Consider the following 26,179-nt stretch of genomic DNA (forward strand, 5'->3'; position numbering starts at 1 on the left):
GGATCAGCGCTTCTGGATGTAGGTGATGGCCAGCGCCAACGCCAGCACCAGGCCTTTGATAATGTCCATGGCGTAGTAGGGCACCGACAGCATCACCAGGCCGTTTTGCAGCACGCCGAGGATCACCGCGCCGATCAGGGTGCCGAGCGCATTGGGTTTACCGGCCCCGGCCAGCGAGAAGCCGATATAGGCCGCCGCCACCGCGTCCATCAGATAACCGCCGCCGGCGTTGACCTGCGAAGAGCCGATACGTGACGCCAGCAAGATGCCGCCAAGCGCCGCCAGCCAAGAGGAAATGACGTAAGCGGCAACCCTGTAACGCACGGTGCGGATGCCCGACAGACGTGCCGCTTCGGGGTTGCCGCCGATGGCATACATGCGGCGGCCATGCTTGGTCAACGACAGGAACAGCTGCACCGCGACGGTGACCGCCAGCATGATCAGCACGATCACCGGCACCTGGCCGAGGGCGGAAAACACCTCCGGGATCAGGCCTTCCGCCATGTCACCATTCGGCAGCACCATGTTTTGGGTGATGGATCCGCCGTAGCTGTAGGTCATCGCCACGCCCTGGATCACGAACAGGCTGGCCAGCGTCGCCAGCATATCGGGAATTCTGAACACCACGATCAGCAGGGCGTTGAACAGGCCGACCAGCGTGCACAGCAGCAGCGTTACCACGATGGCGCCGGTGGTGCCGAATCCGTGCCAGACGAACAGCGAAATCACCAGCGCGTTGGCCAACGAGGCGGTTGAGCCGACCGACAGATCGAAACCGCCGACCGACAGCGAGATAGAGACGCCGATGGCGATCACCGTCACGATGGCGATCGAACGCAGGATATTGATGATGTTGTTGGCATCGAGAAAGTTGTCCGACGCCAGGCCGAACAGGGCGATCAGCGCCGCCACGGTCAGCAACATGCCCCATTTGTAGAGGAAATCGAACAGCTGTTGGCGCCAGGGCAGCGCAGGCCGCAGGGCTAATTCTTTACTCACGCAGGGGTTCCTCCGGTGGAATAGAGCAATAAGGTTTCTTCGTCGATGTCGGCGGCGTTCAACTCCGCCACGATGCGGCCGTCCCACAGCACGCAGATGCGATCGCACAGGCCAACCAGCTCGGCGAACTCGCCGGAGGCGTAAATCACGCCTTTGCCGGCGCGCGCCAGGCCGTCGATCAGGCCAAACAGCTCTTGCTTGGCCTTGATGTCCACGCCCTTGGTCGGTTCATCGAAGATCAGCACCTCGGCGTTGCCGCGCAGCCATTTGCCGATCGCCACTTTTTGTTGATTGCCGCCGGACAGGCGCGCCAGCCGCTGTTGCGGGCCCGAGGCGCGAATGTTCAGGCGCTGCATGATCTCGCGCGCCCAGCGCAGCTCTTGCCGCCGGCTGAACAGGCTCCAGCGTGAGAAGCTGTCGTCGGCGCTGACGCTCAGGTTCATCGGGATCGCCTCATCGATGAAGATGCCTTCTTTGCGGCGCTCTTCCGGCACCAGCGCCAATCCTTGTTCGACCGAGAGGTGCGGCGCGCGTGGCGCCCAGGGTTGCCCGCGCAGTTCGCCGCGCTCGAGCTGCACGGCGCTGGCGCCGAACAGCGCTTTGCACAGCTCGGTTTTGCCGGCTCCGGCCAGCCCGGCGATGCCGAGAATTTCGCCCTCATGCAGCCGCAGCGAAACGTCGCGCAGCTTGTGGCGATCGCGCAAGCCTTGCACCTGCAGCAGCGTGCGCTCGGCGTGCGGTGGGCGCGGCGGCGGGAAAATGTCGTCCAGCCGATGGCCGAGCATCTTCTCGACGATCTGCTCGCCGCTCAGCCCGCGCATGGGGTCTTCACTGACGCGCCGGCCGTCGCGCAGCACCGTCAGCCGATCGCAAATGTCACTCAGTTCGTGGATGCGGTGGGAAATAAACACGATGCCGATGCCTTCGGATTGCAGGCGGCGCACCACGTTAAACAGGCGCTCGCTCTCGGCGCGATCGAGCGGCGCGGTCGGTTCGTCGAGCACCAGAAAACGGCAGCGGTGCGACAGCGCACGCGCCAGCAGTACCTGCTGTTTTTCCGCCAGCGTGCAGTCCGCCAGCCGCCTGCGCGGGTTGAGCGGCAGCGCCCATTGCTGCAGCAACTGCGCGGCGCGGCGGTGCAGCTCCGCCCAGTTCAGCCAGTGGCCCGGCTCGTTCAGCCAGTCCAGCATGATGTTTTCCGCCACCGACAGCGTGGGGATCAGCGCGACGTCGACCTCTTGCTGCACCACGTGAATACCGTGGCGGCGCGCCTGCAGCGGGGAGTGGATCGCCACCGCCTGGCCGTCGATCAGGATCTCGCCGCGATAATGATCGTGGGCGCCGGAGAGGATCGCCATCAGCGTCGACTTGCCCGCGCCGTTGGCGCCGACCAGCGCGTGGATTGAACCGCCCTGCAGCGTGAAGTCCACGTCCTGCAGCGCGTTGAAGCCGGCGAAGGCGATCGAGATATTGCGCATCTCGAGGCGTGAAGGCGTTGCGGTTGGCATAGAGCAATAAGGCCGTTTAGATGTTTAGATGGCTGTTCTGCTCTGTTGTAACACAGATTGCGCCGTTGGCAACCAACAAAATGGTATAACGGCGGTGAAAAACGCGTTGGCGGGCAGGGGCGCAACCCGCGTCAGGCTGCGCCGGTGCGAGAAGCGTCAGAAGGTGGTGGGGGTGTGTGCGCTGACGATGCGGCAGATGCGCGCCGAGGTATTGCTGAAGCTGTGCGGGATGCCGGTGTTGATGGCGTAACTCTGGCCGGCGGTCAGGCAGTAGCTCTGGCCGTTGATGGTCAGCACGATCTCGCCTTCCAGCAGGGTGCCGATCTCTTCGCCCTGGTGCTTGATCTTTTCGCCGGTGGTGGTGCCGGGCTGGTAGGTTTCCAGCATCATCGCCAGGTTGCGCGTCGGGCTGCCGTTGTGCACCAGCTTCATCGATACCCCCTGGCTGCCGATCTCAATCAGGTCCTCGGCGTCGATCACCACGCGCGGTTCGTCGGCGGCTTCCGGTTCGGCAAAGAATTCGGACAGCGACAGCCCATACACCTTCAGCAGCTTTTGCAGCGTGCTGATGGCCGGGCTGACTTTGTCCTGTTCGATGGTGCTGATCGCACTGTGGGTTAACCCGGACAGTTCGGCGACCCGGCGCTGCGACAAACCCAATTGCTGACGGATTTGCGACAGGCGTTTGCCCGGTGCCAAGCTGGCTTCGCTCATAGCGGTACTTCCTTCTGGTAGGGGCGACAGGCAGACATGAATATCGCTATCGGGCGCCTGTCTGGGCGATAACGATGCTGCATGATATCGGTAGTTAGGGCAGGTTTGGAAAATATATTGCCCATGTTCACTCTCGGTGCGTTGGACGAAATAGTTGACGTAAAAAGAACGGCAAGGCCTTTTCGGTCAATATTTTATCAATTTAGCAGCCGGTGGCGAATAATCAAACAGGATTGTAACATTTGCAAACCTATTCTGTTAAGGCTATGTTTCATATTGTGGATGTTATTTTGAGCGCCCAGCAGCGGCGCGGCCTGGCGAGAAATCCAATCATGTGTTGAATCGAACGGCGGACGGGCGCCAACGCGCCTTAAGAGCATAATGGCGGGTGACGTATGCAAACCAATAGCGCAGCAGTTGAACATTTTGCACAGCATCATGAAGAGAGGCGAAGTAGCGCGTTCCAAAATGAGGTTGCTCATTATTTGGAACGCCATCCCGCCACGCAGTATGTCGATATCCTTCTCACCGATCTCAATGGTTCCTTCCGCGGCAAACGCATACCCGTATCAGGGTTGAAAAAACTGGAAAAAGGCAGCTATTTCCCCGCGTCGGTGTTCGCCATGGACATTCTCGGCAACGTGGTGGAGGAAACCGGTCTTGGGCAGGAGCTCGGCGAACCGGACCGCGTATGCCTGCCGGTGCCCGGCTCGCTGACGCCGTCGGCCGCCGATCCGGAGCATATCGGCCAGGTGCTGCTGACCATGCTGGATGAAGATGGCACTCCCTTTGACGTTGAACCCCGCAATGTGCTGAACCGCGTGTGGCAGGCGCTGCGGCAGCGCGGCTTGTTCCCGGTGGCAGCGGTAGAGCTGGAGTTTTATCTCATCGATCGGCAGCGCGACGCGGAGGGCGATCTGCAGCCGCCGTGCGCGCCCGGTACCCAGGAGCGCAACACCCAAAGCCAGGTGTATTCCGTCGATAACCTGAACCATTTCGCCGAGGTGCTGAACGACATCGACGCGCTGGCGAAGCTGCAGGGGCTGCCGGCGGACGGCGCAGTGGCGGAGGCGTCGCCGGGGCAGTTCGAGGTCAACCTGCGTCATACCGACGATATCTTGCTGGCCTGCGACCACGCGCTGGCGCTGAAGCGGCTGGTGCGGCTGGTGGCCGAGAACCACGACATGCACGCCACCTTTATGGCCAAACCCTATGAGGATTACGCCGGCAGCGGCATGCACGTGCATGTCAGTATGCAGGACGGGGCGGGCAACAACCTGTTCGCCGACGCCGAAGGCGAGGATTCACCGCTATTGAAACAGGCGCTGGCCGGGATGATCACCCTGATGCCGGCGTCGATGGCGCTGCTGGCGCCGAACGTCAACGCCTTCCGGCGCTTCCAGCCGGGGATGTATGTGCCGATCCAGGCCGCCTGGGGCCACAACAACCGCACCGTGGCGCTGCGCATTCCCTGCGGCGAACCGGAGAACCACCGGGTGGAGTACCGCGTGGCCGGTGCCGACGCCAATCCCTATCTGGTGATGGCGGCGATCCTGGCCGGCATGCTGTACGGGCTGGACAACGCGCTGCCGCTGCCAGAGCCGGTGACCGGCAACGGCCTGGAGCAGGAGGGGCTGCCGTTGCCGATCCGCCAGAGCGACGCATTGTACGAGTTCGAACACCAGCACGCGCTGACCCATTATCTGGGCGAGCGTTTTACCCAGGTTTATCACGCCTGCAAGACGGACGAACTGCTGCAGTTTGAACGGCGGGTGACGGAAACCGAGATCGACTGGATGTTGAAAAATGCCTGAATGGGCGTATAAAGTAAGAGGTATGTGCGGGCGACCGGCCTGCTGGTAGCGGATTAATTCGCCTGCCGGGCTGGTTTTCCGTTCGATCGACAAAAAGAATTTGTATTTGAGGGCTTCCGGATCTTGTCATCCGGAGGCATTCTGGTGCAAAATATCTCAAATGCAGATAGCCGACGTTTTAACGCGTCGGTTATTTTTTTTGCATTAAGTTTTACCAACGTAGCGTTTCATACACCAAGCGAGGCCGGACACCGATCCGGATAGATAAATAGTTTCGTGCACGATCAAACAAAACTTTATGGTCGTGACTCATGAGGATTAGAAAGATGGGGCAATTTTTCACTTTAGCACCGGTGCCCGCCGGTTTCCGCTGTGGCCGCAGCGACTATGGAGCAGCCGAGGTTTCCTCGACCCGTTATCCAGCTTACAATCCCCTTCTTTTAGAATTAAGTCGCTCGTTGCGAAGTTTCCCCGCAACCTTAAGTCTTGGCGTGTCCGCCATCCGCAAGGCTCAAGGTAAGGGGGGGCTGAACAATGTCCGATAATACCCTCAACGCCGCTCCGGCTCAGCGCACCCAGCTGCGCAAAACCCTGACTTTGGTTCCGGTAGTGATGATGGGCCTGGCTTATCTGCAGCCAATGACCATCTTCGATACCTTCGGCATCGTATCCGGCCTGACCGATGGTCACGTCGCGACTGCGTACGCCTTCGCTCTGCTGGCGATCCTGTTTACCGCCCTGAGCTACGGCAAGCTGGTGAAGAAGTTCCCTTCCGCCGGTTCTGCCTACACTTACGCCCAGAAAGCCATCAGCCCGCACGTCGGCTTTATGGTGGGCTGGTCATCGCTGCTGGACTACCTGTTCATGCCGATGATCAACATCTTGCTGGCCAAGATTTACCTGGAAGCGATTTTCCCGGGCGTCCCGTCCTGGATCTTCGTGGCGGTGCTGGTCGGCTTGATGACGATTTTCAACCTGCGCGGCATCAAGCTGGTGGCTAACCTGAACTCCATCATCGTGGTGGTGCAGGTGGCGATCATGATCGTGTTCCTCGGCCTGGTGATCAACGGCATTTACCATGGCGAAGGCGCCGGTACGCTGGTCAGCAGCCGTCCGTTCTGGTCCGATAACGCCCACGTGGTGCCGATGATTACCGGCGCGACCATCCTGTGCTTCTCGTTCCTGGGCTTCGACGGCATCAGCTCGCTGTCTGAAGAGACCAAAGACGCAGAGAAAGTGATCCCGAAAGCCATCTTCCTGACGGCGCTGATCGGCGGCATTATCTTTATCGTGGTGTCTTACTTCGTGCAGCTGTACTTCCCGGACATCTCGCGCTTCAAGGATCCTGACGCGTCGCAGCCTGAAATCATGCTGTACGTGGCGGGCAAGTTCTTCCAGTCGGTGATCCTGGTGTTCTCCTGCGTGACGGTATTGGCGTCTGGCATGGCGGCACATGCGGGCGTTTCGCGTCTGATGTACGTGATGGGCCGCGACGGCGTGTTCCCGACTCGCTTCTTCGGCTATGTGCATCCGAAGTGGCGTACCCCGGCGCTGAACGTGCTGCTGGTGGGCGCCATCGCGCTGTCCGCGGTATCGTTTGACCTGGTGACCGCGACCGCGCTGATCAACTTCGGTGCGCTGGTGGCCTTCACCTTCGTCAACCTGTCGGTGATCTCGCAGTTCTATATCCGCGACAAGATGAACCGCACCGTGAAGGACACGTTCAACTACCTGATCCTGCCGGTGATGGGCGCACTGACCGTCGGCGCGCTGTGGGTCAACCTGGAAGCCAGCTCGATGACGCTGGGCCTGGTCTGGGCGGCTATCGGCCTGATCTACCTGGCCTTCGTCACCCGCAGCTTCCGTTTGCCGGTGCCGCAAGCGAGCGAAGACGCCGCCTAAGCGCGAGCCGTCTCCTCTGCCATCAAAAAGGCCGCATTCGCGGCCTTTTTATTGTGCTGACAAGAGAGGAAAAAACGGGGTTTTTCCTCTCTTGTGGTTATCAGCCGAAAATCAATGAATTGATTTTCCTTATTTTGACCGGTTGCCGACGGTAAGCCCGGCAACGCCATCAGGTTTGTCAAAACCTCAAGGCCGCATTCGCGGCCTTTTCCTTTTCTGCTTGCAGCGGGTTTTACCCTACCAACTCTTTGCCGTAATCGAACAGCGCTTTCAGCAGGGCGGTTTTCTCTTTGTCGCCTTCGTGCAGGTTATACAGCGATTCGAGCTGCAGCAGGTAACTCTGCACGCGCTCCGCGCTCAACGCTTCCTGGCGGTGCTGCAGCCAGCGGCGCTGCTCGGCATCGTCCAGCGTATTCGGGTAGTTGCGCGCGCGGAAGCGGAACAGCAGCTCTTTCATGCGGCCGTCGCTGAAGGCCAGATCCAACGCCGGCAGGTTTTGCGGCTTGGTCTGCTGAATAATCCTCATTGCCGCCTTGTCGGCGTCGCTGAAGAAACCGTCGTACAACCGGGCGTCGACGTCGTCGGAGCCTTTGAACGGCTCGGCTTCGGCGAACAGCGCCACCACTTTCTCGCGCACTTCCGGGTGCTGTTTCAGCAGCTGCAGGTTCTGCAGGCAGGCCTGGCGATCGATGCCCAGCCGCTCGGCGTTCTCCGGCAGCAGGGTTTTGGCCGGCGCCAGCACCGGGCATTTGTTGATGTGCACCAGCTTGATCGGCACCGGCGCCTGATCCGGCGCCAGGTCGTCGCGGCGGGTATACAGGCGTTCACGCAGCTGCTCGGCGCTCAGCGTCAGCAGCGGCGTCATATCGCCGGCGAGATCGCACATGATCACCGCGTTCTTGTTGTCCGGGTGCCAGGCCAACGGCGACACCCAGCTGGTGTTGCCGCGCGCTGCGCCGAACATACCGGAGACATGCACCAGCGGCGTCATTTCGGCGACGTCGATCAGGGCGTTCAGCTTGTGCTTGTTGCGGTGCTGCAGCAGGAAATCGAACAGCCGGGGCTGCGCCTGCTTGACCAGTTTGGCCATCGCGATGGTGGCGTAAACGTCCGACATCGCGTCGTGAGCCTGCGTGTGCTCGACGCCGTTGGCGCGCGTCAGGTGTTCGAGGCGGAAGCTGGGGAAGCCGTCTTCGTTTTCCGGCCAGACGATGCCGTCGGGGCGCAGGGCATAGCAGGCGCGCATCACATCCAGCAGATCCCAGCGCGAGTTGCCGTTTTGCCAGCTGTAGGCATAGGGATCGTAGAAATTGCGATAGAAGATATTGCGGCTCACTTCGTCATCGAAGCGGATGTTGTTGTAACCGAGAATGCAGGTGCCGGCCACGCTGAAGGCCTGATGGATTTGGCGGGTGAACTCGGCCTCGTTAACGCCTTTGGCGCGCGCCACCTGCGGCGTGATGCCGGTGATCATCACCGCCTCGGGTTCCGGCAGGTAGTCGTCGGCCGGGGCGCAGTAGATGACCAGCGGCTCTTCGATAATGTTGAAATCCATATCGGTGCGCACGCCGGCGAACTGCGCCGGGCGATCCAGCGACGGGCTTTTGCCGAAGGTTTCGTAATCGTGAATATAAAATGTGGCCGTTGCCTTGCTGCTCAAAATCGCGTCTCTTCAGTGGCGGATACAAGATGCCCCTATTGTAACGGCGTGGGGAGCGATGCCAAGCGGCGGTTAGCGAAATGCGCGCAATTACGCACGGCGATAATAATCCAGCCGTTGATGAAAGTAGGGGAGCAGGTGGTCGGGGATCTGTTGTTCCGTTTCCGCCTGGGTCGAGGCGATGCCGTAGCGCTCGTTGTAGATCACGCTGATGGCCAGCAAATCGGTTTCTATTTTTTCGCGTTGTGCCTGCGGTAAGCTATCCAGCTTTCGAGCCATCGTTATCTCCCTGTTAACCTTAGGGCATAATAGGATCGTTAGCGGGTCTTGTCCCTACCCATTCCGGGGGGCGGTGGACGCCTGAGCGCCTTGCTGCGAGCAGGGGGCCAGGCTGTGGCGCGCGGCGAACTCGCTCTGCGGCTGGTGTGCATTGAGGCGATCCGCCCGGTTATACAGCGAACAGGCGCCGCCGATGACCGCCACCCAAAACAGGGTGCACAGCAGCAAAACCCCCAACCAGGCTTTTTGGTTATAGGTCATAAGTCCTCCACGGACGAGAAGAGAAATAACATTGACCGTTAAATTAAATCAGGGGCTACATCAATGGTATTTAAACAGTAGGGATTAATCGCAATGCGTGCCCGACTCTTTTGTTACGAAATCCATGATGGATGTTTCAAAAGATTCCTTAAGATAATATTAAGAAAATTGAGTAGGGGCGCCGTAATTCTATTTAATATTTGTTTAATTATCCGCAGATACAATCTTCCACATTCAATGCCAATGTGGGTGACAATTATGAAAACGCTGCTGTTGACCGGCGCTACCGGCTTTCTCGGTGGTGCAGTTCTTGAAAAATTATTGATTGAAAATCAGTCTATTAATTATCTTTTACTGGTGCGCGCCGATGATGCGCAGCAAGGGCTGGCCCGTATTCGCGCGAATATGGAAAAGTTTAATATCGATGCGAACCTGCTGTCTAAAATTACGATAGAAAATATATTGTTGGGCGACCTTTCCGAGCCGGCCGACTTTTTAACTGACGCACGTATTAACAATGTCACGCACGTTATTAACTGTGCAGCCGTTGCTTCATTTGGTAATAACCCGCTCATTTGGAAGGTAAACGTAGAAGGCACTCTGGCCTTTGCCGAAAGAATGGCGCAGGTGCCGGGATTAAAACGTTTCCTGCACGTCGGTACCGCCATGTCTTGTTCGCCGGAGCCGGGTTCGCTGGTGGCGGAGAGCGGCGAGTTTGAGGAAGACGCCGAGCACCTGGTGGAATATACGCGTTCCAAATCCACCATCGAACAGCTGATGCGCCAACGCTGCCCGCAAATGCCGCTGACCATCGCTCGTCCGTCGATCGTGGTGGGGCACACCCGCCTGGGCTGCCAGCCTTCCAGCAGCATTTTCTGGGTGTTCGGCATGGCGCTGATGCTGCGCAAATTCATGTGCTCGCTGCAGGACAATATCGACGTGATCCCGGCGGACTACTGCGCGGATGCGCTGGTGATGCTGATGAACAGCGAAACGCTGGAGAACGACGTGTATCACATCTCCGCCGGCGTGGAGAGCAGCGTCAGCTTTGCCGAAATTGACAACGCCATGGCGGCCGCGCTGGAAAAAGCGCCGGTGGGCGATGAGTATGCGCAGGTGACGTATGACGCGCTGGTGAAAATGCGCCGCCAGCTGAAAGACATTTTCGGCCCGTGCAACGAGCGGCTGATGCTGAAAGCGATGCGCCTGTACGGATCGTTCGCCATGCTCAACGTGCGTTTCAGCAACGAGAAGATCCTCAAGCTGGGCATGCCGAAGCCGCCTCGCTTCACCGACTACATCGCCGGCTGCGTACAGTCGACCCGCGGGCTGTCTATCCAGCAGCAGATGGTGGTGGACTTCAAATAACCGCCGGGCGCAGCGGGCGCCCGAGGTTGTTCCGCTACCAGGACGAAGAGGACCAGAAGACGCGGCCGAGCACCACCAGTTGCTCTTTGCGCTGCTGATAGCTGAGGTGCTCGTCCTGGTACTCTTCCCGGTTGAGGGAGCGGATGATGACGCCGCCGTCCGGCTGCTCGATCAGCACCTTCACCCGCAGCAAATTGCCGTGGCGGATGGCGTAGGTCTTGCCTTCCCGGATGCGCGTGTCGTCGGTGTTGATGCCGACCACGTCGCCGTCCTGCAGGCGCGGCTCCATGCTGGAGCCGGAGATGCGAATAATACGCGCGGCGTTGACCGCCACCCCCATCTTGTGCAGGTAGTAACGGCGGAAGATCAGCGAAAACTCCTCGCGATCGACGATTTCGTAGCAGCCGTCGCCGGCGGAAAAATCAATATCCAGCAGCGGGATCTCCACAAACTCTTCCTTGTCCTGTTCGGTATCTTCCCATACCACCGGTTTCAAACGGGCGGGCTGGAAGTCCGACTCCGCCGCCACGTTGTCAAACGGGCGCACCAGCTGCTTTTCGTGAAACACGTCGAACCAGCCCTTGGGCAAATTCAGCCTGGCCTCGATCCGCCTGGCCAGATTGTCGCCAAGATTGCGGGAGGATTTTTCCCCGATGATTTGGCTCAGCGTCGGCGCGGAAGACTCAACCAGCGTGGCGAACTCATTCTGGTTGACGCCTTGCCGGGCGTAGCGGGCCATCAATTCGCGCAGATTGTTGCGCCTGATTTCTTTAGTTTCCATTGTTCGATGATCGCACTCTTTAGCAAAAAGGTAAATAACGGTTTTGCTAAAAAACGCTTGCGCATAATTTAGCAATTAGCTAAAACAAAAAGGGTGAACCAAAGGTTCACCTGTGCGGAGCGGCCTGTCATGATGAGAGGCCGCTCAGTGAAATCAAACGAGAGAGGGACTTTACGATGTACAAGATTGATTACAATAGCTACCGATCGGTCGCCAGCTTCGGCCACCGCGTGCGCTTTCTGGTGCTGCACTACACGGCGCAAAACTTTGCCGACTCGGTGAAGTCGTTGACCGGAAAATCGGTCAGCGCGCACTATCTGGTGCCGGATCCGACCGAGGCCACCTATCAGGCCGCCGGCTTTAGCGGCGTGCGCATTTTCAACCTGGTGGACGAGAACGAGCGCGCCTGGCATGCCGGTACCAGCCAGTGGGGTACCCGTAGCAATATCAACGACACCTCGATCGGCATCGAGATCGTCAACCTGGCGAGCGGCGACGGTGAAAACATCACCTTCCCGCCGTTTAACCCGCAGCAGATCGAGGCGGTCACCCAGCTGGCACAGAACATCCTGCAGCGTTACCCGGACATCTCGCCGGTGAACGTGGTGGCGCACTCCGACATCGCGCCGGGCCGCAAGAGCGATCCGGGCCCGCAGTTCCCGTGGCAGCAGCTGTATCAGGCCGGCGTCGGCGCCTGGTATGACGAGGCGACCAAGCAGCAGCGCCAGCAGGAATACTGCCGTCAGGGGCTGCCGGCGCAGGCCGAGCTGCTGAAGCTGTTCACCCAATACGGCTATGACACCTCGGCGGCCAATACCGCAGAAGGCTATCGCCAGCTGGTGCGGGCGTTCCAGCTGCACTTCCGCCAGCAGAAGTATGACGGCGTGATGGATGTCGAAACCGCCGCCGTTCTGCGCGCGCTGGTCGACAAGTACGCCGCCTGAGCCTGACCGCGAATGGGGGACGCCTCATTCGCCTTTTCCTTGCCGGGCTTCCTCCGCTAAAATAGCGGCCTGGCTGGTCTTTATCGGAGGCATCGTGCGCCTCGATCGAAAAATCTCTTCCCTTGAATTGCTGACCTACCGCCACTATCGCATCGTCCACGGCGTGCGCATCGGGCTGGCGTTTATCCTGACCTTTCTGCTGATCCGCTTGCTGGCGGTGCCCGAAGGCACCTGGCCGCTGATCACCCTGGTGGTGGTGATGGGGCCGATCTCGTTTTGGGGCAACGTGCTGCAGCGGGCGCTGCAACGCATTGCCGGCACGGTGTTCGGCGCCGCGTCCGGCCTGATCGCCCTGTATCTGGAACTCTATTCGCTGCCGCTGATGCTGGTCTGGTGCGGTGTGGTGATGTTCGTCTGCGGTTACCTGACGCTGGGCAAACGGCCGTATATGGCGCTGCTGGTGGGGATCACGCTGGCGGTGGTGTGCGGCGCGGGCGCCGGCGACATGCATACCGCGCTGTGGCGCAGCGGCGACGTGATCTTCGGCTCGCTGCTGGCGCTGTTGTTCACCAGCATCTACCCACAGCGCGCCTATATTCTGTGGCGTATGCAGATGGCGGACTGCCTGCAAACCGCCGCCCGCCTCTACGGCGCGTATTTTTCGCCGAACGTCATTGAGCGGCCGCGGCTGGAGCCGCAGCTCAAGGATCTGTTGAATCAGGTGGTGAGGCTGCGCAGCCTGATCGTGCCCGCCAGCAAGGAAACCCGCATCCCCAAAGCGGTGTTCGAGGCGGTGCAAACCCTCAGCCGCAATCTGGTGTGCACGCTGGAGCTGATGGCCGACGCCTACTGGGCCTCGCGCGAAACGCACTTCATCATGTTGAACGCCCGCACGCTGCGCAGCACCCAGCTGCTGACGCTGAGCTCGCTGGAATCGCTGGCGGTGCTGATGCGTGAAGGGCCCCAGGCGCAGCGGCAGGCGGCGGCGGGGCAGCTGGCGGAGATCGCCGGCGAGCTGAAAACGCTGATGCAAGAGGTCAGCCTCGGCCAGCACGGCGAAGCGCCGATTTACGGCTATGTCTGGCTCAGCATGGAGCTGGCGCAGCAGCTGGAAGAGCTGGGGGATCTGCTCCAGGTCTGCACCGCCGCCGGGCGCGAATAAGGGGTCAGATCATGAAGGCGGCGCTTTGGGTTTTGGCCGCCGGGGCAAAGTGGGTAAGATAAGGCAATCACTGTTGTGCCGGACCGCCACAAACCTGTATCTTGGTGCCATGTGGCCGTAAGCAAATGAATCTGTGTATTACTAAAGCAAGGGTATAAAGATGGATAATGCAAATAAGCCGAGTTTCCAGGACGTGCTGGAGTTTGTGCGTATGTTCCGCCGCAAAAACAAACTGCAACGCGAGATCGTCGACAACGAAAAGAAAATTCGTGATAACCAGAAGCGCGTGCTGCTGCTCGACAACCTGAGTGAGTACATCAAGCCCGGCATGAGCATTGAAGACATTCAGGGCATCATCGCCAATATGCGCAGCGACTACGAAGATCGCGTTGATGACTACATCATCAAAAATGCCGATCTGTCCAAAGAACGCCGCGAGCTGTCCAAAAAGCTGAAAGCGATGGGCGAAGTGAAGTAACCCGCTTTAGCGGGCCGGGCGTCCTGCCTGGCCCGCATCCTTATCCCGCCTGATTTTCCGTTCTTGCCGACACTGCCGTTTCCGTTGGGGCGTTCCCCGGCGGCCGAAGGCGCCTCCCCGTCCTGCAGGATCTGCAGGTGACCGCCGGGGAACGCTGGTTACTGCTCCGCGCCGTACATGTCGAAGTCGAAATACCTGTCGTTGATTTTCTTGTACGTGCCGTTGGCGCGGATCGCCTGCAGCGCGCCGTTGAAGGCGTTCAGCAGCGCGGTATCGTCTTTGCGCACCCCGATGCCGTCGCCGACGCCGAAGTATTTGCTGTCGGTCAGCTCGGCGCCGATAAAGGCGAAATCTTTGCCGCCGGGCGTTTTGAAGAACTCGCTGGCGCTGACGCTGGCCAGCAGCGACGCATCCAGCCGGCCGTTGGCCAGGTCTTCGTTCACTTCCTGTTGGCTTTGGTAAGCCACCACGTTGACGCCGGCCGGGCGCCACAGCGCGTTGGCGTAGGCCTCCTGGCTGGAGCCTTGCTGCACGCCGACCGATTTGCCCTTCAGGGCGGCGACGGTAGGCTGCAGGTTGCTGCCCTTATGCGCCACCAGCCGCGCCGGGGCGTTCGAGACTTTGCTGGAGAAGGCGATCTGCTGCCGGCGCTGCGGCGTGATGGTCATCGACGAGGCGATGGCGTCGAACTTCTTCGCCTGCAGGCCGGGGATCATGCCGTCCCAGCTGCTTTCTACCCACACGCATTTGGCCTGCATCTGGTCGCACAGCGCCTGGGCGATATCGACGCCGAAGCCGGTCAGCTTGCCCTGCGGGGTTTTATATTCCAGCGGTGGAAAGGTGGGATCGATGCCCAGCTTGATCACTTTGCCGCTGAATTCACCGCTCAGCGCGGGAAAGCTCGCGGCCAGCGGCAGCAACAACAACAGCCCTTTGATGGTTTTCATGTCATTTCCTCAGCGTTGGCGATTAAACCGCAGGGCGAGCCAAAAAGCGCTCGACCAATTTGACCCAGTAGGTGGCACCCAGCGACAGACTGTCGTCGTTGAAGTCATAACCGGGGTTGTGCAGAGAATTGCCCGGCGTGGTGGGGCCGTTGCCGATCGAGATGTAGCTGCCCGGGCACTTCTCCAGCATAAAGGCGAAATCTTCGCTGGCGGTGAACGGCCGCAGCGTGGGGATAACCTGGCTCTCTCCGGCCCATTCCAGCGCCACCGCGCGCGCCAGCTCGGTTTCTGCCGGATGGTTCACCAGCACCGGGTAGCCGTGCTGATAGTCGATCTCCGCGCGGGCGCCGAAGCTGGCGGCCTGCGCCGTGACCAGCTCGGTGATGCGCTGCTCCAGCCGCTCACGCACCGCCGCCGTCAGCGCGCGCACGCTGAGCGTCAGAGTGGCGGTCGCCGGGATCACGTTGGCGGCCTGGCCGGCCTGCATCGCCCCCACGGTGACGATCGCCGTTTCCTGCGGATCGATATTGCGCGCCACGATGGTTTGCAGGCTCATGACGATGGCCGCGCAGGCCACCACCGGATCGACGGTGCTCTGCGGCACCGCGCCGTGGCCGCCGTGGCCGTGCAGGGTAATGTGTACCGTATCGGCCGAGCACATGAAGGAGCCGCTGGCGAAGCCCAGGTGGCCGGTGGGGAAGCCGGGCACGTTGTGCATGGCGAACACCGCGTCGCAGGGGAAGCGCTCAAACAGGCCGTCTTCAATCATCACTTTGGCGCCGCCGCCGCCTTCTTCCGCCGGCTGAAAGATCAGGTGCAGCGTGCCGCTGAAGTTCGGCTGCCGCGCCAGATAGCGCGCCGCCGCCAGCAGCATGGCGGTGTGCCCGTCGTGGCCGCAGGCGTGCATCACCCCGGAATGGGTGCTGGCGTGCGGCAAACCGGTCGTTTCGGCAATCGGCAGGGCGTCCATGTCGGCGCGGATGCCGAGCGATTTTCCTGGCCCGCGCTGCAGTGTGGCGACAACGCCGGTTTGTCCTACGCCACGCGTGACGCGGTAACCCCATTCCGCCAACCGCTGCGCCACCAGATCCGAGGTGGCGAACTCCTGAAAGCCCAGCTCCGGGTGGGCGTGAATGTGGCGGCGAAGCGCGACCATCTCATCATGAACGGCGGCGATCTCAGGCAGTACGAGTGAAGGGTTCATCACGGTCTCCGGCAAAAGAGTCCCGACCAACGGGCACGGAACGGGGCAGAGGGATAGGCATCGAGACTAGCAAACTCCGTTTTTGCCGGGTAGCCGCCGTTCGGTTATGCTGACAACCAATGATTGTCAGGAGGTGAACATGAAACTGCACCAACTGCAGGCGCTGGTGGCCAGCGCCGACAGCGGCAGCATTCGCGCGGCGGCGCGGCATCTGGGGCTGTCGCAGGCGGCGGTGACCCGCGCGCTGCGCGAACTGGAGCAGGAACAGGCGCTGCCGCTGCTGATCCGCACCCCGACCGGGCTGGGCTTTACCCCCTACGGCAAAACCCTGCTGGCGCACGCCCGGCTGGTGTTGAATCAGCTGGAGCAGGCGCAGGGAGAAATGGCGGCGCTGCGCGGGCGGGCGGCGGATCTGGTCAAGGCGGCGATCACCCCCTGGTTGATGCTGACGGTGCTGCCGCCGGCGGTGATGGCGTTTCGCAGCAAGGTGCCGGCGGTGCGGCTGGAACTGTCGGAAAGCCTGATGGCCAACGCCCAGTCGCAGCTGCGCGAGGGCACGATGGACTTTGCCATTACGCCGCTGCCGGCGTCGTCGGCGCCGCAGGAGTTCCACTGCGAGCCGCTGCTGGAGTATGAAACGGCGTACATGGTGCGGCGCGGCCACCCGCTGGCGCACAGTACCTCGCTGCATCAGCTGCTGGAGCAGGATTGGGTGATGAGCTATACCCCGGAAAGTTTCGATGCGCTGCTCGACGAGGTGTTTCACCGCCACGGCGCGCGCCTGCCGCGCCAGCGCATTATCCAGGCGCATTCGTTCGGCATGCTGCAGGCGCTGGTGGAGTCCGCCGAGATGTGCACCTGGTGCCCGCGGCCGATCGTCGCGCTGCCGCAGTTCGCCTCCCGCGTGCAGCCGCTGGCGCTGCGGGAGAGCTGCCAGCCGGCGCAGCTGAATATCGTCACCCGGCGTAACAGCATTCTGAGCGCCGCCGCCCATGCGTTTATCGACACGCTGGTGCGCACCCTGCGCCAGCAGGCGCGATCGTCGCGGCCGGAAGATCGCCAGATCTACGATCGCGTGCGCCTGCTGATTTAGCGGATCCCCCTGGATCGCCGATCCCGTAAATGGGATCGCGATCCGCATTTGTAGCATTTTTAGCCGCAATGTTAACGATATGTGATTTTGCTCAAATAATTATTTTTGCAGCTTTGGTTATATGTCGCTCTATGTTCACGTTGTCATTTTGAGTTTTCCTGGGTGTTTGATGATTAATCAATTGAAATTTATCACTTTATAACGTTTGTTGTTTTTTGTTGGATAAAAATGACAACGTCAACATTAAGAAAATTCAAGCGTTTAACGAGTGTATTGGAGGAAGAGATGAGCCAGTTGCCGGAAAAAATGCGTGCGGTCGTTTGCCACGGCCCGCAGGACTATCGTTTCGAACAGGTGCCCACGCCGCTGCCGAAGGCGCGCGAGCTGGTGATCAAGGTGGAAGGCTGCGGCATCTGCGCCGGCGACTGCAAGTGCAAGAACGGCGCACAGATGTTTTGGGGGGAGAACCCGTGGGTTAAACCTCCGGTGGTGCCGGGCCACGAGTTCTACGGCCGCATCGCCGCGCTGGGCGAGGGCGCGGAAGGCAAATATCGGCTCGGCGAGCGGGTGATCGCCGAGCAGATCGTGCCGTGCTGGGAGTGCCGCTACTGCAAATCCGGCAGCTACTGGATGTGTGAGACGCATAACATTTACGGCTTTCAAAAAGACGTGGCGGAGGGCGGCATGGCGGAGTACATGCGCTTTTCCGAGAACGCCATCGTGCACAAGATCCCGGAAAGCCTGAGCCATGAAGACGCGGTATTGATTGAACCGATGGCCTGCGCCATCCACACCGTGGCGCGCGGCGACATCCAGCTGGACGACGTGGTGGTGCTGGCCGGCGCCGGGCCGCTCGGGCTGTGCATGGTGCAGGTGGCGCGCCTGAAGACGCCGAAGAAACTGATCGTGATCGACGCCATCGACGAGCGGCTGGCGCTGGCGAAAGAATTTGGCGCCGACGTGGTGATCAACCCGCTGAAGGAAGACGCCGACCAGATCGTCAAATCGCTGACCGGCGGCTACGGCTGCGACGTTTACATCGAGGCCACCGGCGCGCCGATCGGCGTCACCCAGGGGCTGCAGATGATCCGAAAGCTGGGCCGCTTCGTGGAGTTCAGCGTGTTCGGCAAGGAAACCACCGTCGACTGGTCCATCATCGGCGATCGCAAAGAGCTGGACATCCGCGGCGCGCACCTGGCGCCCTACAGCTACGAAATCGCCATCGATCTGTTCGAGCGCGGGCTGGTGACTTCCAATGGCGTGATTACCCACAGCTATTCATTGAACGACTGGGACGAAGCCTTCGCCCTGGCGGACTCGACCGACTCCATCAAGGTGATCCTGGTTCCCTGACCCTCCCGCTGTACCGCTGTTGCAGTCACGACCGCCGGCCCGCTCGCAATGAGGGGCCGGCCGGTCGGCCAAACGTAAAGACATGCTGTTGCTCTGATAACCACAACAAGAAGCTTCCCTACAGGAGAATTGGCTATGTTTTCATTATTCAAAAAGACCCTGCCTTTTATCGTCGCCGGTGGAATGTTGGCGGCCAGCCATGGGGCGCTGGCCAAGCAAATCACTATCGGTATGTCGTTCCAGGAAATGAACAACGACTACTTCGTCACCATGAAGCAGGCGCTGGATCAGGCGGCGGCGGATATCGGCGCCAAGGTGTACGTGGCCGATGCGCGCCATGACGTCGCCAAACAGATCGGCGACGTGGAAGACATGCTGCAGAAGAAGGTGAATATCCTGCTGATCAACCCGACCGATTCGGTGGGGGTGCAGTCGGCGGTGATCTCCGCCCATAAGGCCGGCGCGGTGGTGGTGGCGATCGACGCCCAGGCGGAAGGGCCGCTGGATTCGTTCGTCGGCTCGGAAAACTACGACGCCGGCTTCCAGGCGGGCGAGTACCTGGCGAAAGCGCTGGGCGGCAAAGGCAAGGTGGCGATCCTCGACGGCATCCCGGTGGTGCCGATCCTGGAGCGCGTGCGCGGCTTTGAAGCGGCGATGAAGAAATACCCCGACATCAAGATCGTCACCAAGCAAAACGGCAAGCAGGAGCGCGACACCGCGCTGACCGTGACCGAAAACATGCTGCAGTCGGCGCCGGATCTGGCGGGCATCTTCAGCGTCAACGACGTCGGCGCGCTCGGCGCCCTGGCGGCGATCGAAAGCAACGGCGCCAAGGTCAAGCTGGTGAGCGTCGACGGTCAGCCGGAAGCCATCAAAGAGATCCTCAAGCCGAACTCGCCGTTCATCGCCACCTCGGCGCAGTTCCCGCGCGACCAGCTGCGCATCGCGCTCGGCATTGCGCTGGCCCGCTACTGGGGCGCCACGGTGCCGAAAACCGTGCCGGTCAAAGTGAAGCTGATCGACCGCAGCAATGCGGCCGGCTTTAGCTGGTAACAGCGGCCGGGTTCGCCCCGCTGCGGCGGGGCGTTCGGCGCGGAGGGTAATGCGGTGACACCTTTACTGGAACTGAAGCGAATAAAGAAAAGCTTTCCCGGCGTGAAGGCGCTGGACGGCATCGATCTGGCCATTCAGCGCGGCGAAGTGCACGCCCTGTTGGGCGAAAACGGCGCCGGCAAATCGACGCTGGTGAAAATCATGTGCGGCATCTATCAGCCTGACGAGGGCGATATTTTTATCGACGGCGAGCAGCGCCGCTTTAACAACTATCGTCAGGCGATCGAGGCCGGGGTCGGCATTATTTTTCAGGAATTCTCGTTGATTCCCTATATGAGCGCCATCGACAACATCTTCCTCAACCGGGAGATCAGGAACCGCTGGGGCCTGCTGGATCGCCGGGCGATGCGGCGCAAGGCCGAGGCGATCTTCAAGCGGCTGACGGTGGCTATCGATCTCGATTGCCCGGTGGAGCAGCTGAGCGTAGCGCAGCAGCAGTTCGTTGAGATCGCCAAGGCGCTGTCGCTGGAGGCGCGGGTGCTGGTGCTGGACGAACCGACTGCCACGCTGACGCCGGGCGAGGCCGAGCACCTGTTCAGCGTGATGAACGATCTGCGGCTACTGGGCGTGGGCATGGTGTTTATCTCGCACCACCTGGACGAGATCTTCACCATCTGCGATCGCATTACCGTGCTGCGCGACGGCGCCTACATCGAAACGCTGGCTACCGGCGACACCAACGTGGAAGAGCTGGTGCGGCTGATGGTTGGGCGCAAAATCGAGAACGCCTTCCCGGTGAAACAGCACCCGGTCGATACCGCCACGGTGCTGCTGGAAGCGGAGATCCAGCGCGAGAAGCACGGCGCGACCGACCGCTTCCACCTGCACAAGGGCGAGATCCTCGGCTTCGCCGGGCTGGTGGGCTCCGGGCGCACCGAGACCGTCTCGGCGCTGATCGGCGCCAGCCGCTGCCACCGCAAACGCGTCAGCCTCGGCGGCCAACCGGCGGCGCTGCGCTCCCCGGCGCAGGCGCTGGCACAGGGGATCGGCCTGCTGCCGGAGAGCCGCAAAACCGAGGGCCTGGTGCTGCCGTTCTCGGTGGCGCAGAACATCACCCTCAACCGGCACCACCGGCGCGGCAAGATCTTCGTCAGCGCCCGTAAGGATCGCGACGTGGTGCAGCGGCTGATCCGCGCCGTGGGGGTGAAAACCCCGGACGCCGAGACCGCCGTCAGCACCCTGAGCGGCGGCAACCAGCAGAAGGTGGTGATCGCCCGCTGGCTCAACAACGACTGCAACATCCTGATCTTCGACGAGCCGACGCGCGGCATCGACGTGGGCGCCAAGGCCGAGATCTACCAGCTGATGCAGCAACTGACCCAGCAGGGCATCTCCATCATCATGATTTCCTCCGAACTGCCGGAGATCATCGGCGTGTGTGACCGCGTGCTGGTGTTTCGCGGCGGCCACATCGTCGCCGAGCTGACCGGCGACGACATCGAATCCAACCACATTATGCTTCACGCGACCGGGAGTGCCTTATGATCGGAATTGAACAACCCGCCGTGGCGCGCCGCGCCGCCGGCCCCAGCCTCGGCAAGCGCTGGGAAAAACTGCTGCATCATCCGGCGGTCTTGCCGTTTATCGGCTTCGCTGTCCTGTTCGTATTGATGAGCCTGCTGAACGACAGCTTCCTCAGCGTCAACAACCTGACCAACGTGGCGCGCCAGGTGTCGATCAACGCCATCATCGCGGTGGGCATGACCTGCGCCATCCTGACCGGCGGCATCGATCTCTCGGTGGGGCCGGTGATGGCGCTGGCCGGTTCGGTCGCCGCCGGGCTGATGCTGGCGGCGGTGCCCATTCCGCTGGCGATGGTAGCGGCGCTGGCGGTCGGCGCGCTGTTCGGCCTGGCCAACGGCGCCTGCATCGCCTATCTGCGCATGCCGCCGATCATCGTCACCCTGGCGTCGATGGGCATCGCCCGCGGCCTGGCGCTGCTCTATACCGGCGGCTACCCAATCTCCGGCCTGCCCGACGTCTTCTCGTTCTTCGGCCGCGGCACGGTGCTGGGCATCCAGGTGCCGATCCTGATCATGCTCGGCGTGTATGTGCTGGCCTGGCTGATGCTCAATCAGCTGCCGTTCGGCCGCTACGTCTATGCGATGGGCGGCAACGAAGAGGCGGCGCGCCTGAGCGGCATCCGCGTGCCGCGCTACAAGATGCTGGTGTACGTGATTAGCGGCCTGACCGCCGCGTTGGCCGGGCTGGTGCTGACCTCGCGCCTGATGAGCGGGCAGCCCAACGCCGGCGAAGGCTTCGAGCTGGACGCCATCGCCGCGGTGGTGCTGGGCGGGGCGGCGATCTCCGGCGGGCGCGGCGCCATCGTCGGCACGCTGGTGGGGGCGATGATGCTCGGGGTGCTCAACAACGGCCTCAATCTGATGAACGTGTCGCCATATATCCAGAACGTGGTGAAGGGCGGCATCATCCTGGCCGCCATCTACCTCAGCTCCGTGCGGCGCAAATAGGGGGCGCGATGGCAGTCTTTCTTGGCATAGACGTCGGCGGCACGGTGATCAAGGCCGGGCTGTACCGGGCAAGCGGCGAAGAGCTGGCAATCGCCGAGCGCGACGGCGCGGCGATTGCCGCCCAGCCGGGCTTCAGCGAACGCAATATGGACGCGCTGTGGGATGACGTTTGCGCGGCGATCCGCCAGACGCTGCACGCGGCGGGGCTGGAGGCCGGGCAGGTGCGCGGGGTCAGCTTCTCGGCGCACGGCAAAGGGCTGTACGCCATCGATCGCCACGGCAAACCGGTCGGCAACGGCATCCTCTCTTCGGACAACCGCGCGGCGGCCACGGCGGCTGAGCTGCGCCGCGCCGGGGTGGACGCGCAGACCTACCCGCGCAGCCTGCAGCCGCTGTGGCCCAGCCACCCGGCGCTGCTGCTGCGCTGGCTGAAGCAGCAGCAACCGGCGCAGTACGCCGCCGTCGATCGCATCCTGATGGCGCACGACTACCTGCGCTTTCGCCTCACCGGCGAGGCGGCGGCCGAGGTGACCAACATCTCCGGCAGCAACCTGTTTAACCAGCACAGCGGCGTTTACGATCCGGCGCTGATGGCGGCCTTCGGCATCGAAGAGGCGCAGGAGAAAACCGCGCCGGTGATCGGCTCGGCGCAGCTGGCCGGGCGGGTGACGGCCACGGCGGCGGCGCAATGCGGCCTGCGCGCAGGCACCGCGGTGTACGGCGGCCTGTTCGACGTGGTGGGCGCAGCGCTCAGCTCCGGCGTGGCCGACGATCGCACGCTCAGCGCGGTGGCGGGCACCTGGTCGATCGCCACCTGCGTGACCGAGCGCATCATGCCCGCCGATTACCCCTACGCCTGGGGGCGCTACTGCATCGACGGCCGCTATTTCGTGCACGAAGGCAGCCCGACCTCGGCCGGCAATTTGGCCTGGTTCCTGCGCCAGTTCTGCGCCGACGACCGGCAGCGCTATGCCCAGTTCAACGCCTGGGTGGCCGAGCGCCGCGAGCAGCCCAGCGGGCTGCTGTTCCTGCCTTATCTGTACGGTTCCAACCTCGGTGGCAACACGCCGGGCGGGCTGATCGGCCTGAGCGCCCACCACGAGATGGCGGACGTGGTGCAGGCGATCTACCAGGGCATCGTGTTCTCGCACCTGATCCACCAGGAGCGCATGGTGCAGCTGAACCCGCGCATCGAGCGGGTGCGCATGACCGGCGGGCCGACGCAGTCCGAGGTCTGGATGCAGATGTACGCCGACGCCGGCAACCTGCCGCTTGAGGTGGTGGAAACGCGCCAAAGCGGCTGCCGCGCCGCCGCCCTGTGTGCCGCCGTCGGCGCCGGGGAGTACGCCGGGTTCGCCGAAGCGATCGCCGCCGCGCCGCCCAAGCTGCGTTGTTATTATCCCGCGACCGCCGCCCACCGGCGCCTGCGCGCCCAGCAGGCGCGCTATCTGGCGGTCGCTCAGGCTTTGAGTGAGGTGACTGATGCAAACGACTAACGCCGCCTGTCTGGGGCTGTATGAAAAGGCGCTGCCCGCTGAACTGAGCTGGCCGCAGCGGCTGGCCACCGCCGCCGAGCTGGGCTTTGAGTTCGTGGAGATGTCGATCGACGAACAGCCGGCGCGCCAGCAGCGGCTGGACTGGGATCGCCGCCAGCGGCTGGCGTTTATCCAGGCGCGGCTCGACAGCGGGGTGACGGTGCCGAGCCTGTGCCTGTCGGCGCACCGGCGCGATCCGTTCGGTAGCCATGACGCCGCCACCCGCGAGCGGGCGCGGGGGCTGATGAGCAAGGCGCTGGAATTGGCGACGGATCTCGGCATCCGCAACATCCAGCTGGCGGGTTACGACGTCTATTACGAACCCGCCGATCGCCACAGCCGCGAGCGCTTTATCGAGGGCATGCAGTGGGCGGCGGCGCAGGCCGCCAGGGCGCAGGTGATGCTGTCGGTGGAGGTGATGGACACGCCGTTCATCAACAGCATCAGCAAATGGCGCGACATCGCCCGCCACGTCAACAGCCCGTGGTTCACGGTGTATCCCGATCTCGGCAACCTCAGCGCCTGGGGCAACGACGTCGCCGCCGAGCTGGCGCTGGGCATCGGCAGCATCACCGCCGTACACCTCAAAGACACCGTGGCGGTGGGGCCGGGCAGCGCCGGGCAGTTCCGCGACGTGCCGTTCGGCGAGGGCTGCGTGGATTTTGCTCACGCTTTTTCCGTGCTCAATGCGCTCGGCTATCGCGGCCCCTATCTGCTGGAGATGTGGGCGCGCGAAGACGGGCAGGATAAGCAACGTATCGCCCAGGCCAAGGCCTGGATCGAACAACAGATGAATGAGGGAGGCATCGCATGCTGAACGAACTCAAGCGGCAGGTGCTGGCCGCCAACCTCAGCCTGCCGGCATACGGGCTGGTGACCTTTACCTGGGGCAACGTCTCGGCGATCGACCGCGAGCGCGGGCTGGTGGTGATCAAGCCTTCGGGCATCGCCTACGAGGCGATGACGCTGGAGGATTTGGTGGTGGTGGATCTGGAGGGCAAGGTGCGCCAAGGGCACCGCAAACCCTCGTCCGACACCGCCACCCACCTGGCGCTGTACCGCGCCTTCGCCGATATCGGCGGCGTGGTGCACACCCACAGCCGCAACGCCACCATCTGGGCGCAGGCCGGGCAGCCGATCCCGGCGCTGGGCACCACCCACGCCGACTACTTTTACGGCGACATTCCCTGCACCCGGCCGATGAGCGAGGCGGAGATCGCCGGCGACTACGAGGGGGAAACCGGCAAGGTGATTATCGAAACCTTCAATCAGGCGGGGCGCGATCCGCAGCAGGTGCCGGGAGTGCTGGTCTATTCCCACGGCCCGTTTGCCTGGGGCAAGGATGCGGCGGACGCGGTGCACAACGCGGTGGTGCTGGAAGAGGTGGCGATCATGGCGATGGCGACGCGCCAGCTGGCGCCGGCCATCGCCCCGATGCAGCCGGAGCTATTGGACAAACATTTCCTGCGCAAGCACGGCAAACACGCCTACTACGGGCAATAGCGCCCGTCAGCGATTCAACAGCGAGCCGGTGAAGAATTCCCTGCGCACCGGCAACTCGCCGCGCGGGCTGTTAATGGCGCTGAACAGCAGCTCCGCGGCGATCTCCCCCAGTTTTTGCGTATCGTGATACACCCCCGGAATATGCAGGCCGTAAGCGCCGGCGCGCGGCGGCTCGTCTATCGAAAAGAACTTCACCTGCTCATAAAGCCCCATCTCGTGGCAGATGGCGATGGCGCCCAGCGTGATGATGCCGTTCAGGCCGATGATGTAATCCGGGCGGTTCTCCGGCTGCGCCAGATAGGCGCGCACCTCGCTCTCTTGCGAGGTGAAATCGTAGTCGCCGTTGATGATATGAATCTCACGCCCGCTGCCCTGCAGCGCCGCGACGATGCCGGCGGTGCGCGTTAAGGTGATCTCCGAATCCGCCGGGCCGCCGATGATCAAAAGCTTCTGCTCCGGCTGCTCCGCCAGATAACGGCCGGCCAAAACGCCAATCTCGCGGTTATCGAGGAACACGCCGCTCAGCTGCTGATCGTAAAGATCGCGGTCGATCAGGATCAGTGGCACGCCGTACACCTCGGCCAGCTCGAGATAGGCGGGGCGGTAGCGCTTGTCGTCGCGCACCGCCGACAGCAGGATGCCGCGCGCCTTGTAGCCGAACAGCGCCTGAATGGCGCGCATTTCCGCCTCTTCGCTGCCGTCGGTGTCGAACAGCATGATCTGGTAGCCCTGCTGGCGCGCAATGCGCGACACGGTCTTGATCAGGCCGGAATAGAACGGGTTGTACATGCTGCTGGTGACGATGCCGATAATCTGGCTGCTGCTGCTTTTCAGCCCCTGCGCGAACGCGTTGGGCACATAGTTCAGCTCTTTGGCGATGGCGTGAATGCGCTCGCGGGTTTCCGGCTTGACCAGCTCGGGCTTATTGAAGGCGCGGGAAACGGTGATATTGGTCACCCTGGCGCGGCGGGCGATATCCACGATAGTGGCATTGGGATTGGCTTTCGACACCGTCTTTCCTTGCGTTATGCCTCAACAGATCCCTTATTGTAGGGAAAGGGCGGGGGCGGTGCTAGGGGGGGAGGAAGTG

Annotated in this window: 25 protein-coding genes; 14 read left to right on the forward strand and 11 right to left on the reverse strand. The window is 62.0% G+C overall.

What is annotated here, in order from left to right; translation table 11 throughout:
* Positions 1–3 precede the first annotated feature (3 nt).
* The 4 genes from EKL15_RS18600 to EKL15_RS18615 form a co-directional block, all read right to left on the reverse strand.
* Positions 4–999 carry an ABC transporter permease gene (locus tag EKL15_RS18600; RefSeq protein WP_033648150.1) on the reverse strand — a complete coding sequence of 332 codons (996 nt, stop codon included), beginning with the start codon at positions 997–999 and terminating at the stop codon, positions 4–6.
* On the reverse strand, positions 996–2,507 hold the full coding sequence (locus EKL15_RS18605; RefSeq protein WP_159318260.1) for a sugar ABC transporter ATP-binding protein: 1,512 nt from the start codon (positions 2,505–2,507) through the stop codon (positions 996–998). The genes EKL15_RS18600 and EKL15_RS18605 overlap by 4 nt, the downstream gene beginning before the upstream one ends.
* 156 nt (positions 2,508–2,663) lie before the next feature.
* On the reverse strand, positions 2,664–3,221 hold the full coding sequence (gene puuR, locus EKL15_RS18610; protein ID WP_038877865.1) for an HTH-type transcriptional regulator PuuR: 558 nt from the start codon (positions 3,219–3,221) through the stop codon (positions 2,664–2,666).
* A gap of 197 nt (positions 3,222–3,418) precedes the next feature.
* On the reverse strand, positions 3,419–3,703 hold the full coding sequence (locus EKL15_RS18615) for a hypothetical protein (protein WP_162215439.1): 285 nt from the start codon (positions 3,701–3,703) through the stop codon (positions 3,419–3,421).
* On the opposite strand from EKL15_RS18615, the gene EKL15_RS18620 reads away from it, so the two are divergent.
* The gene (locus tag EKL15_RS18620; protein ID WP_060439436.1) at positions 3,617–5,035 is read left to right on the forward strand and encodes a glutamine synthetase family protein; all 1,419 of its coding nucleotides are present in this window, start codon (positions 3,617–3,619) and stop codon (positions 5,033–5,035) included. The genes EKL15_RS18615 and EKL15_RS18620 overlap by 87 nt on opposite strands.
* A 534-nt stretch (positions 5,036–5,569) precedes the next feature.
* Positions 5,570–6,937, forward strand: a complete 1,368-nt coding sequence (locus EKL15_RS18625) for an APC family permease (protein WP_038877871.1) — start codon at positions 5,570–5,572, stop codon at positions 6,935–6,937.
* Between the two features lie 232 nt (positions 6,938–7,169).
* Here the strand turns inward: EKL15_RS18625 and sbcB are convergent, their stop codons facing one another.
* The 3 genes from sbcB to EKL15_RS18640 all read right to left on the reverse strand — a co-directional run bounded on the left by sbcB (position 7,170) and on the right by EKL15_RS18640 (position 9,137).
* Positions 7,170–8,597: an exodeoxyribonuclease I gene (sbcB, locus tag EKL15_RS18630; RefSeq protein ID WP_033635248.1), complete on the reverse strand. Its 1,428-nt coding sequence runs from the start codon at positions 8,595–8,597 to the stop codon at positions 7,170–7,172.
* A gap of 90 nt (positions 8,598–8,687) precedes the next feature.
* Positions 8,688–8,876 carry a DNA polymerase III subunit theta gene (locus EKL15_RS18635; protein ID WP_049200522.1) on the reverse strand — a complete coding sequence of 63 codons (189 nt, stop codon included), beginning with the start codon at positions 8,874–8,876 and terminating at the stop codon, positions 8,688–8,690.
* Between the two features lie 54 nt (positions 8,877–8,930).
* Entirely contained in the window at positions 8,931–9,137 is a 207-nt protein-coding gene (locus EKL15_RS18640; protein WP_038877873.1) for a hypothetical protein, read from the reverse strand.
* A 258-nt stretch (positions 9,138–9,395) separates the two neighbouring features.
* On the opposite strand from EKL15_RS18640, the gene EKL15_RS18645 reads away from it, so the two are divergent.
* On the forward strand, positions 9,396–10,505 hold the full coding sequence (locus tag EKL15_RS18645) for an SDR family oxidoreductase (RefSeq protein ID WP_049200545.1): 1,110 nt from the start codon (positions 9,396–9,398) through the stop codon (positions 10,503–10,505).
* Positions 10,506–10,539: 34 nt separating this feature from the next.
* Here EKL15_RS18645 and EKL15_RS18650 read toward each other — a convergent pair whose 3' ends face one another.
* On the reverse strand, positions 10,540–11,286 hold the full coding sequence (locus EKL15_RS18650; protein WP_019453597.1) for a helix-turn-helix transcriptional regulator: 747 nt from the start codon (positions 11,284–11,286) through the stop codon (positions 10,540–10,542).
* Between the two features lie 176 nt (positions 11,287–11,462).
* Here EKL15_RS18650 and EKL15_RS18655 point away from each other — a divergent pair, with 176 nt between their 5' ends.
* The 3 genes from EKL15_RS18655 (at position 11,463) to tmaR (ending at position 13,870) form a co-directional block, all read left to right on the forward strand.
* The gene (locus EKL15_RS18655) at positions 11,463–12,230 is read left to right on the forward strand and encodes an N-acetylmuramoyl-L-alanine amidase (protein ID WP_102984371.1); all 768 of its coding nucleotides are present in this window, start codon (positions 11,463–11,465) and stop codon (positions 12,228–12,230) included.
* 94 nt (positions 12,231–12,324) lie between these two features.
* Positions 12,325–13,392: an FUSC family protein gene (locus tag EKL15_RS18660; protein ID WP_102984372.1), complete on the forward strand. Its 1,068-nt coding sequence runs from the start codon at positions 12,325–12,327 to the stop codon at positions 13,390–13,392.
* A 160-nt stretch (positions 13,393–13,552) separates the two neighbouring features.
* A complete protein-coding gene (gene tmaR, locus EKL15_RS18665; RefSeq protein ID WP_004935612.1) occupies positions 13,553–13,870 on the forward strand; it encodes a PTS system regulator TmaR in 318 nt (105 codons plus the stop codon).
* 158 nt (positions 13,871–14,028) lie between these two features.
* On the opposite strand, the gene EKL15_RS18670 is transcribed toward tmaR, so the two are convergent.
* Positions 14,029–14,817: an ABC transporter substrate-binding protein gene (locus tag EKL15_RS18670; protein WP_197848041.1), complete on the reverse strand. Its 789-nt coding sequence runs from the start codon at positions 14,815–14,817 to the stop codon at positions 14,029–14,031.
* A 22-nt stretch (positions 14,818–14,839) separates the two neighbouring features.
* The gene (locus EKL15_RS18675; protein ID WP_203090196.1) at positions 14,840–16,021 is read right to left on the reverse strand and encodes a M20 aminoacylase family protein; all 1,182 of its coding nucleotides are present in this window, start codon (positions 16,019–16,021) and stop codon (positions 14,840–14,842) included.
* Positions 16,022–16,160: 139 nt separating this feature from the next.
* Here EKL15_RS18675 and EKL15_RS18680 point away from each other — a divergent pair, with 139 nt between their 5' ends.
* The 8 genes from EKL15_RS18680 (at position 16,161) to araD (ending at position 25,089) form a co-directional block, all read left to right on the forward strand.
* Positions 16,161–17,114: a LysR family transcriptional regulator gene (locus EKL15_RS18680; protein ID WP_060420262.1), complete on the forward strand. Its 954-nt coding sequence runs from the start codon at positions 16,161–16,163 to the stop codon at positions 17,112–17,114.
* 285 nt (positions 17,115–17,399) lie between these two features.
* Entirely contained in the window at positions 17,400–18,467 is a 1,068-nt protein-coding gene (locus EKL15_RS18685) for an alcohol dehydrogenase catalytic domain-containing protein (RefSeq protein ID WP_060420265.1), read from the forward strand.
* Between the two features lie 135 nt (positions 18,468–18,602).
* Positions 18,603–19,520, forward strand: a complete 918-nt coding sequence (locus tag EKL15_RS18690; protein WP_060420268.1) for an ABC transporter substrate-binding protein — start codon at positions 18,603–18,605, stop codon at positions 19,518–19,520.
* Positions 19,521–19,574: 54 nt separating this feature from the next.
* On the forward strand, positions 19,575–21,065 hold the full coding sequence (locus EKL15_RS18695; RefSeq protein WP_033655112.1) for a sugar ABC transporter ATP-binding protein: 1,491 nt from the start codon (positions 19,575–19,577) through the stop codon (positions 21,063–21,065).
* Positions 21,062–22,051, forward strand: coding sequence for an ABC transporter permease (locus tag EKL15_RS18700; protein WP_038877882.1), 990 nt, complete (start codon positions 21,062–21,064; stop codon positions 22,049–22,051). Before EKL15_RS18695 ends, EKL15_RS18700 begins: the two co-directional genes overlap by 4 nt.
* An 8-nt stretch (positions 22,052–22,059) precedes the next feature.
* Positions 22,060–23,547 carry an FGGY-family carbohydrate kinase gene (locus EKL15_RS18705; RefSeq protein WP_203090199.1) on the forward strand — a complete coding sequence of 496 codons (1,488 nt, stop codon included), beginning with the start codon at positions 22,060–22,062 and terminating at the stop codon, positions 23,545–23,547.
* Positions 23,534–24,403, forward strand: coding sequence for an L-ribulose-5-phosphate 3-epimerase (locus tag EKL15_RS18710; protein WP_203090202.1), 870 nt, complete (start codon positions 23,534–23,536; stop codon positions 24,401–24,403). The genes EKL15_RS18705 and EKL15_RS18710 overlap by 14 nt, the downstream gene beginning before the upstream one ends.
* Positions 24,397–25,089: an L-ribulose-5-phosphate 4-epimerase gene (gene araD, locus EKL15_RS18715; protein WP_238423732.1), complete on the forward strand. Its 693-nt coding sequence runs from the start codon at positions 24,397–24,399 to the stop codon at positions 25,087–25,089. Before EKL15_RS18710 ends, araD begins: the two co-directional genes overlap by 7 nt.
* Positions 25,090–25,095: 6 nt before the next feature.
* Here araD and EKL15_RS18720 read toward each other — a convergent pair whose 3' ends face one another.
* Positions 25,096–26,100, reverse strand: coding sequence for a LacI family DNA-binding transcriptional regulator (locus tag EKL15_RS18720; protein WP_043147707.1), 1,005 nt, complete (start codon positions 26,098–26,100; stop codon positions 25,096–25,098).
* Positions 26,101–26,179: the final 79 nt, after the last annotated feature.

The sequence above is a fragment of the Serratia sp. 4542 genome (assembly GCF_016805595.1).
Lineage (GTDB): Bacteria > Pseudomonadota > Gammaproteobacteria > Enterobacterales > Enterobacteriaceae > Serratia > Serratia nevei.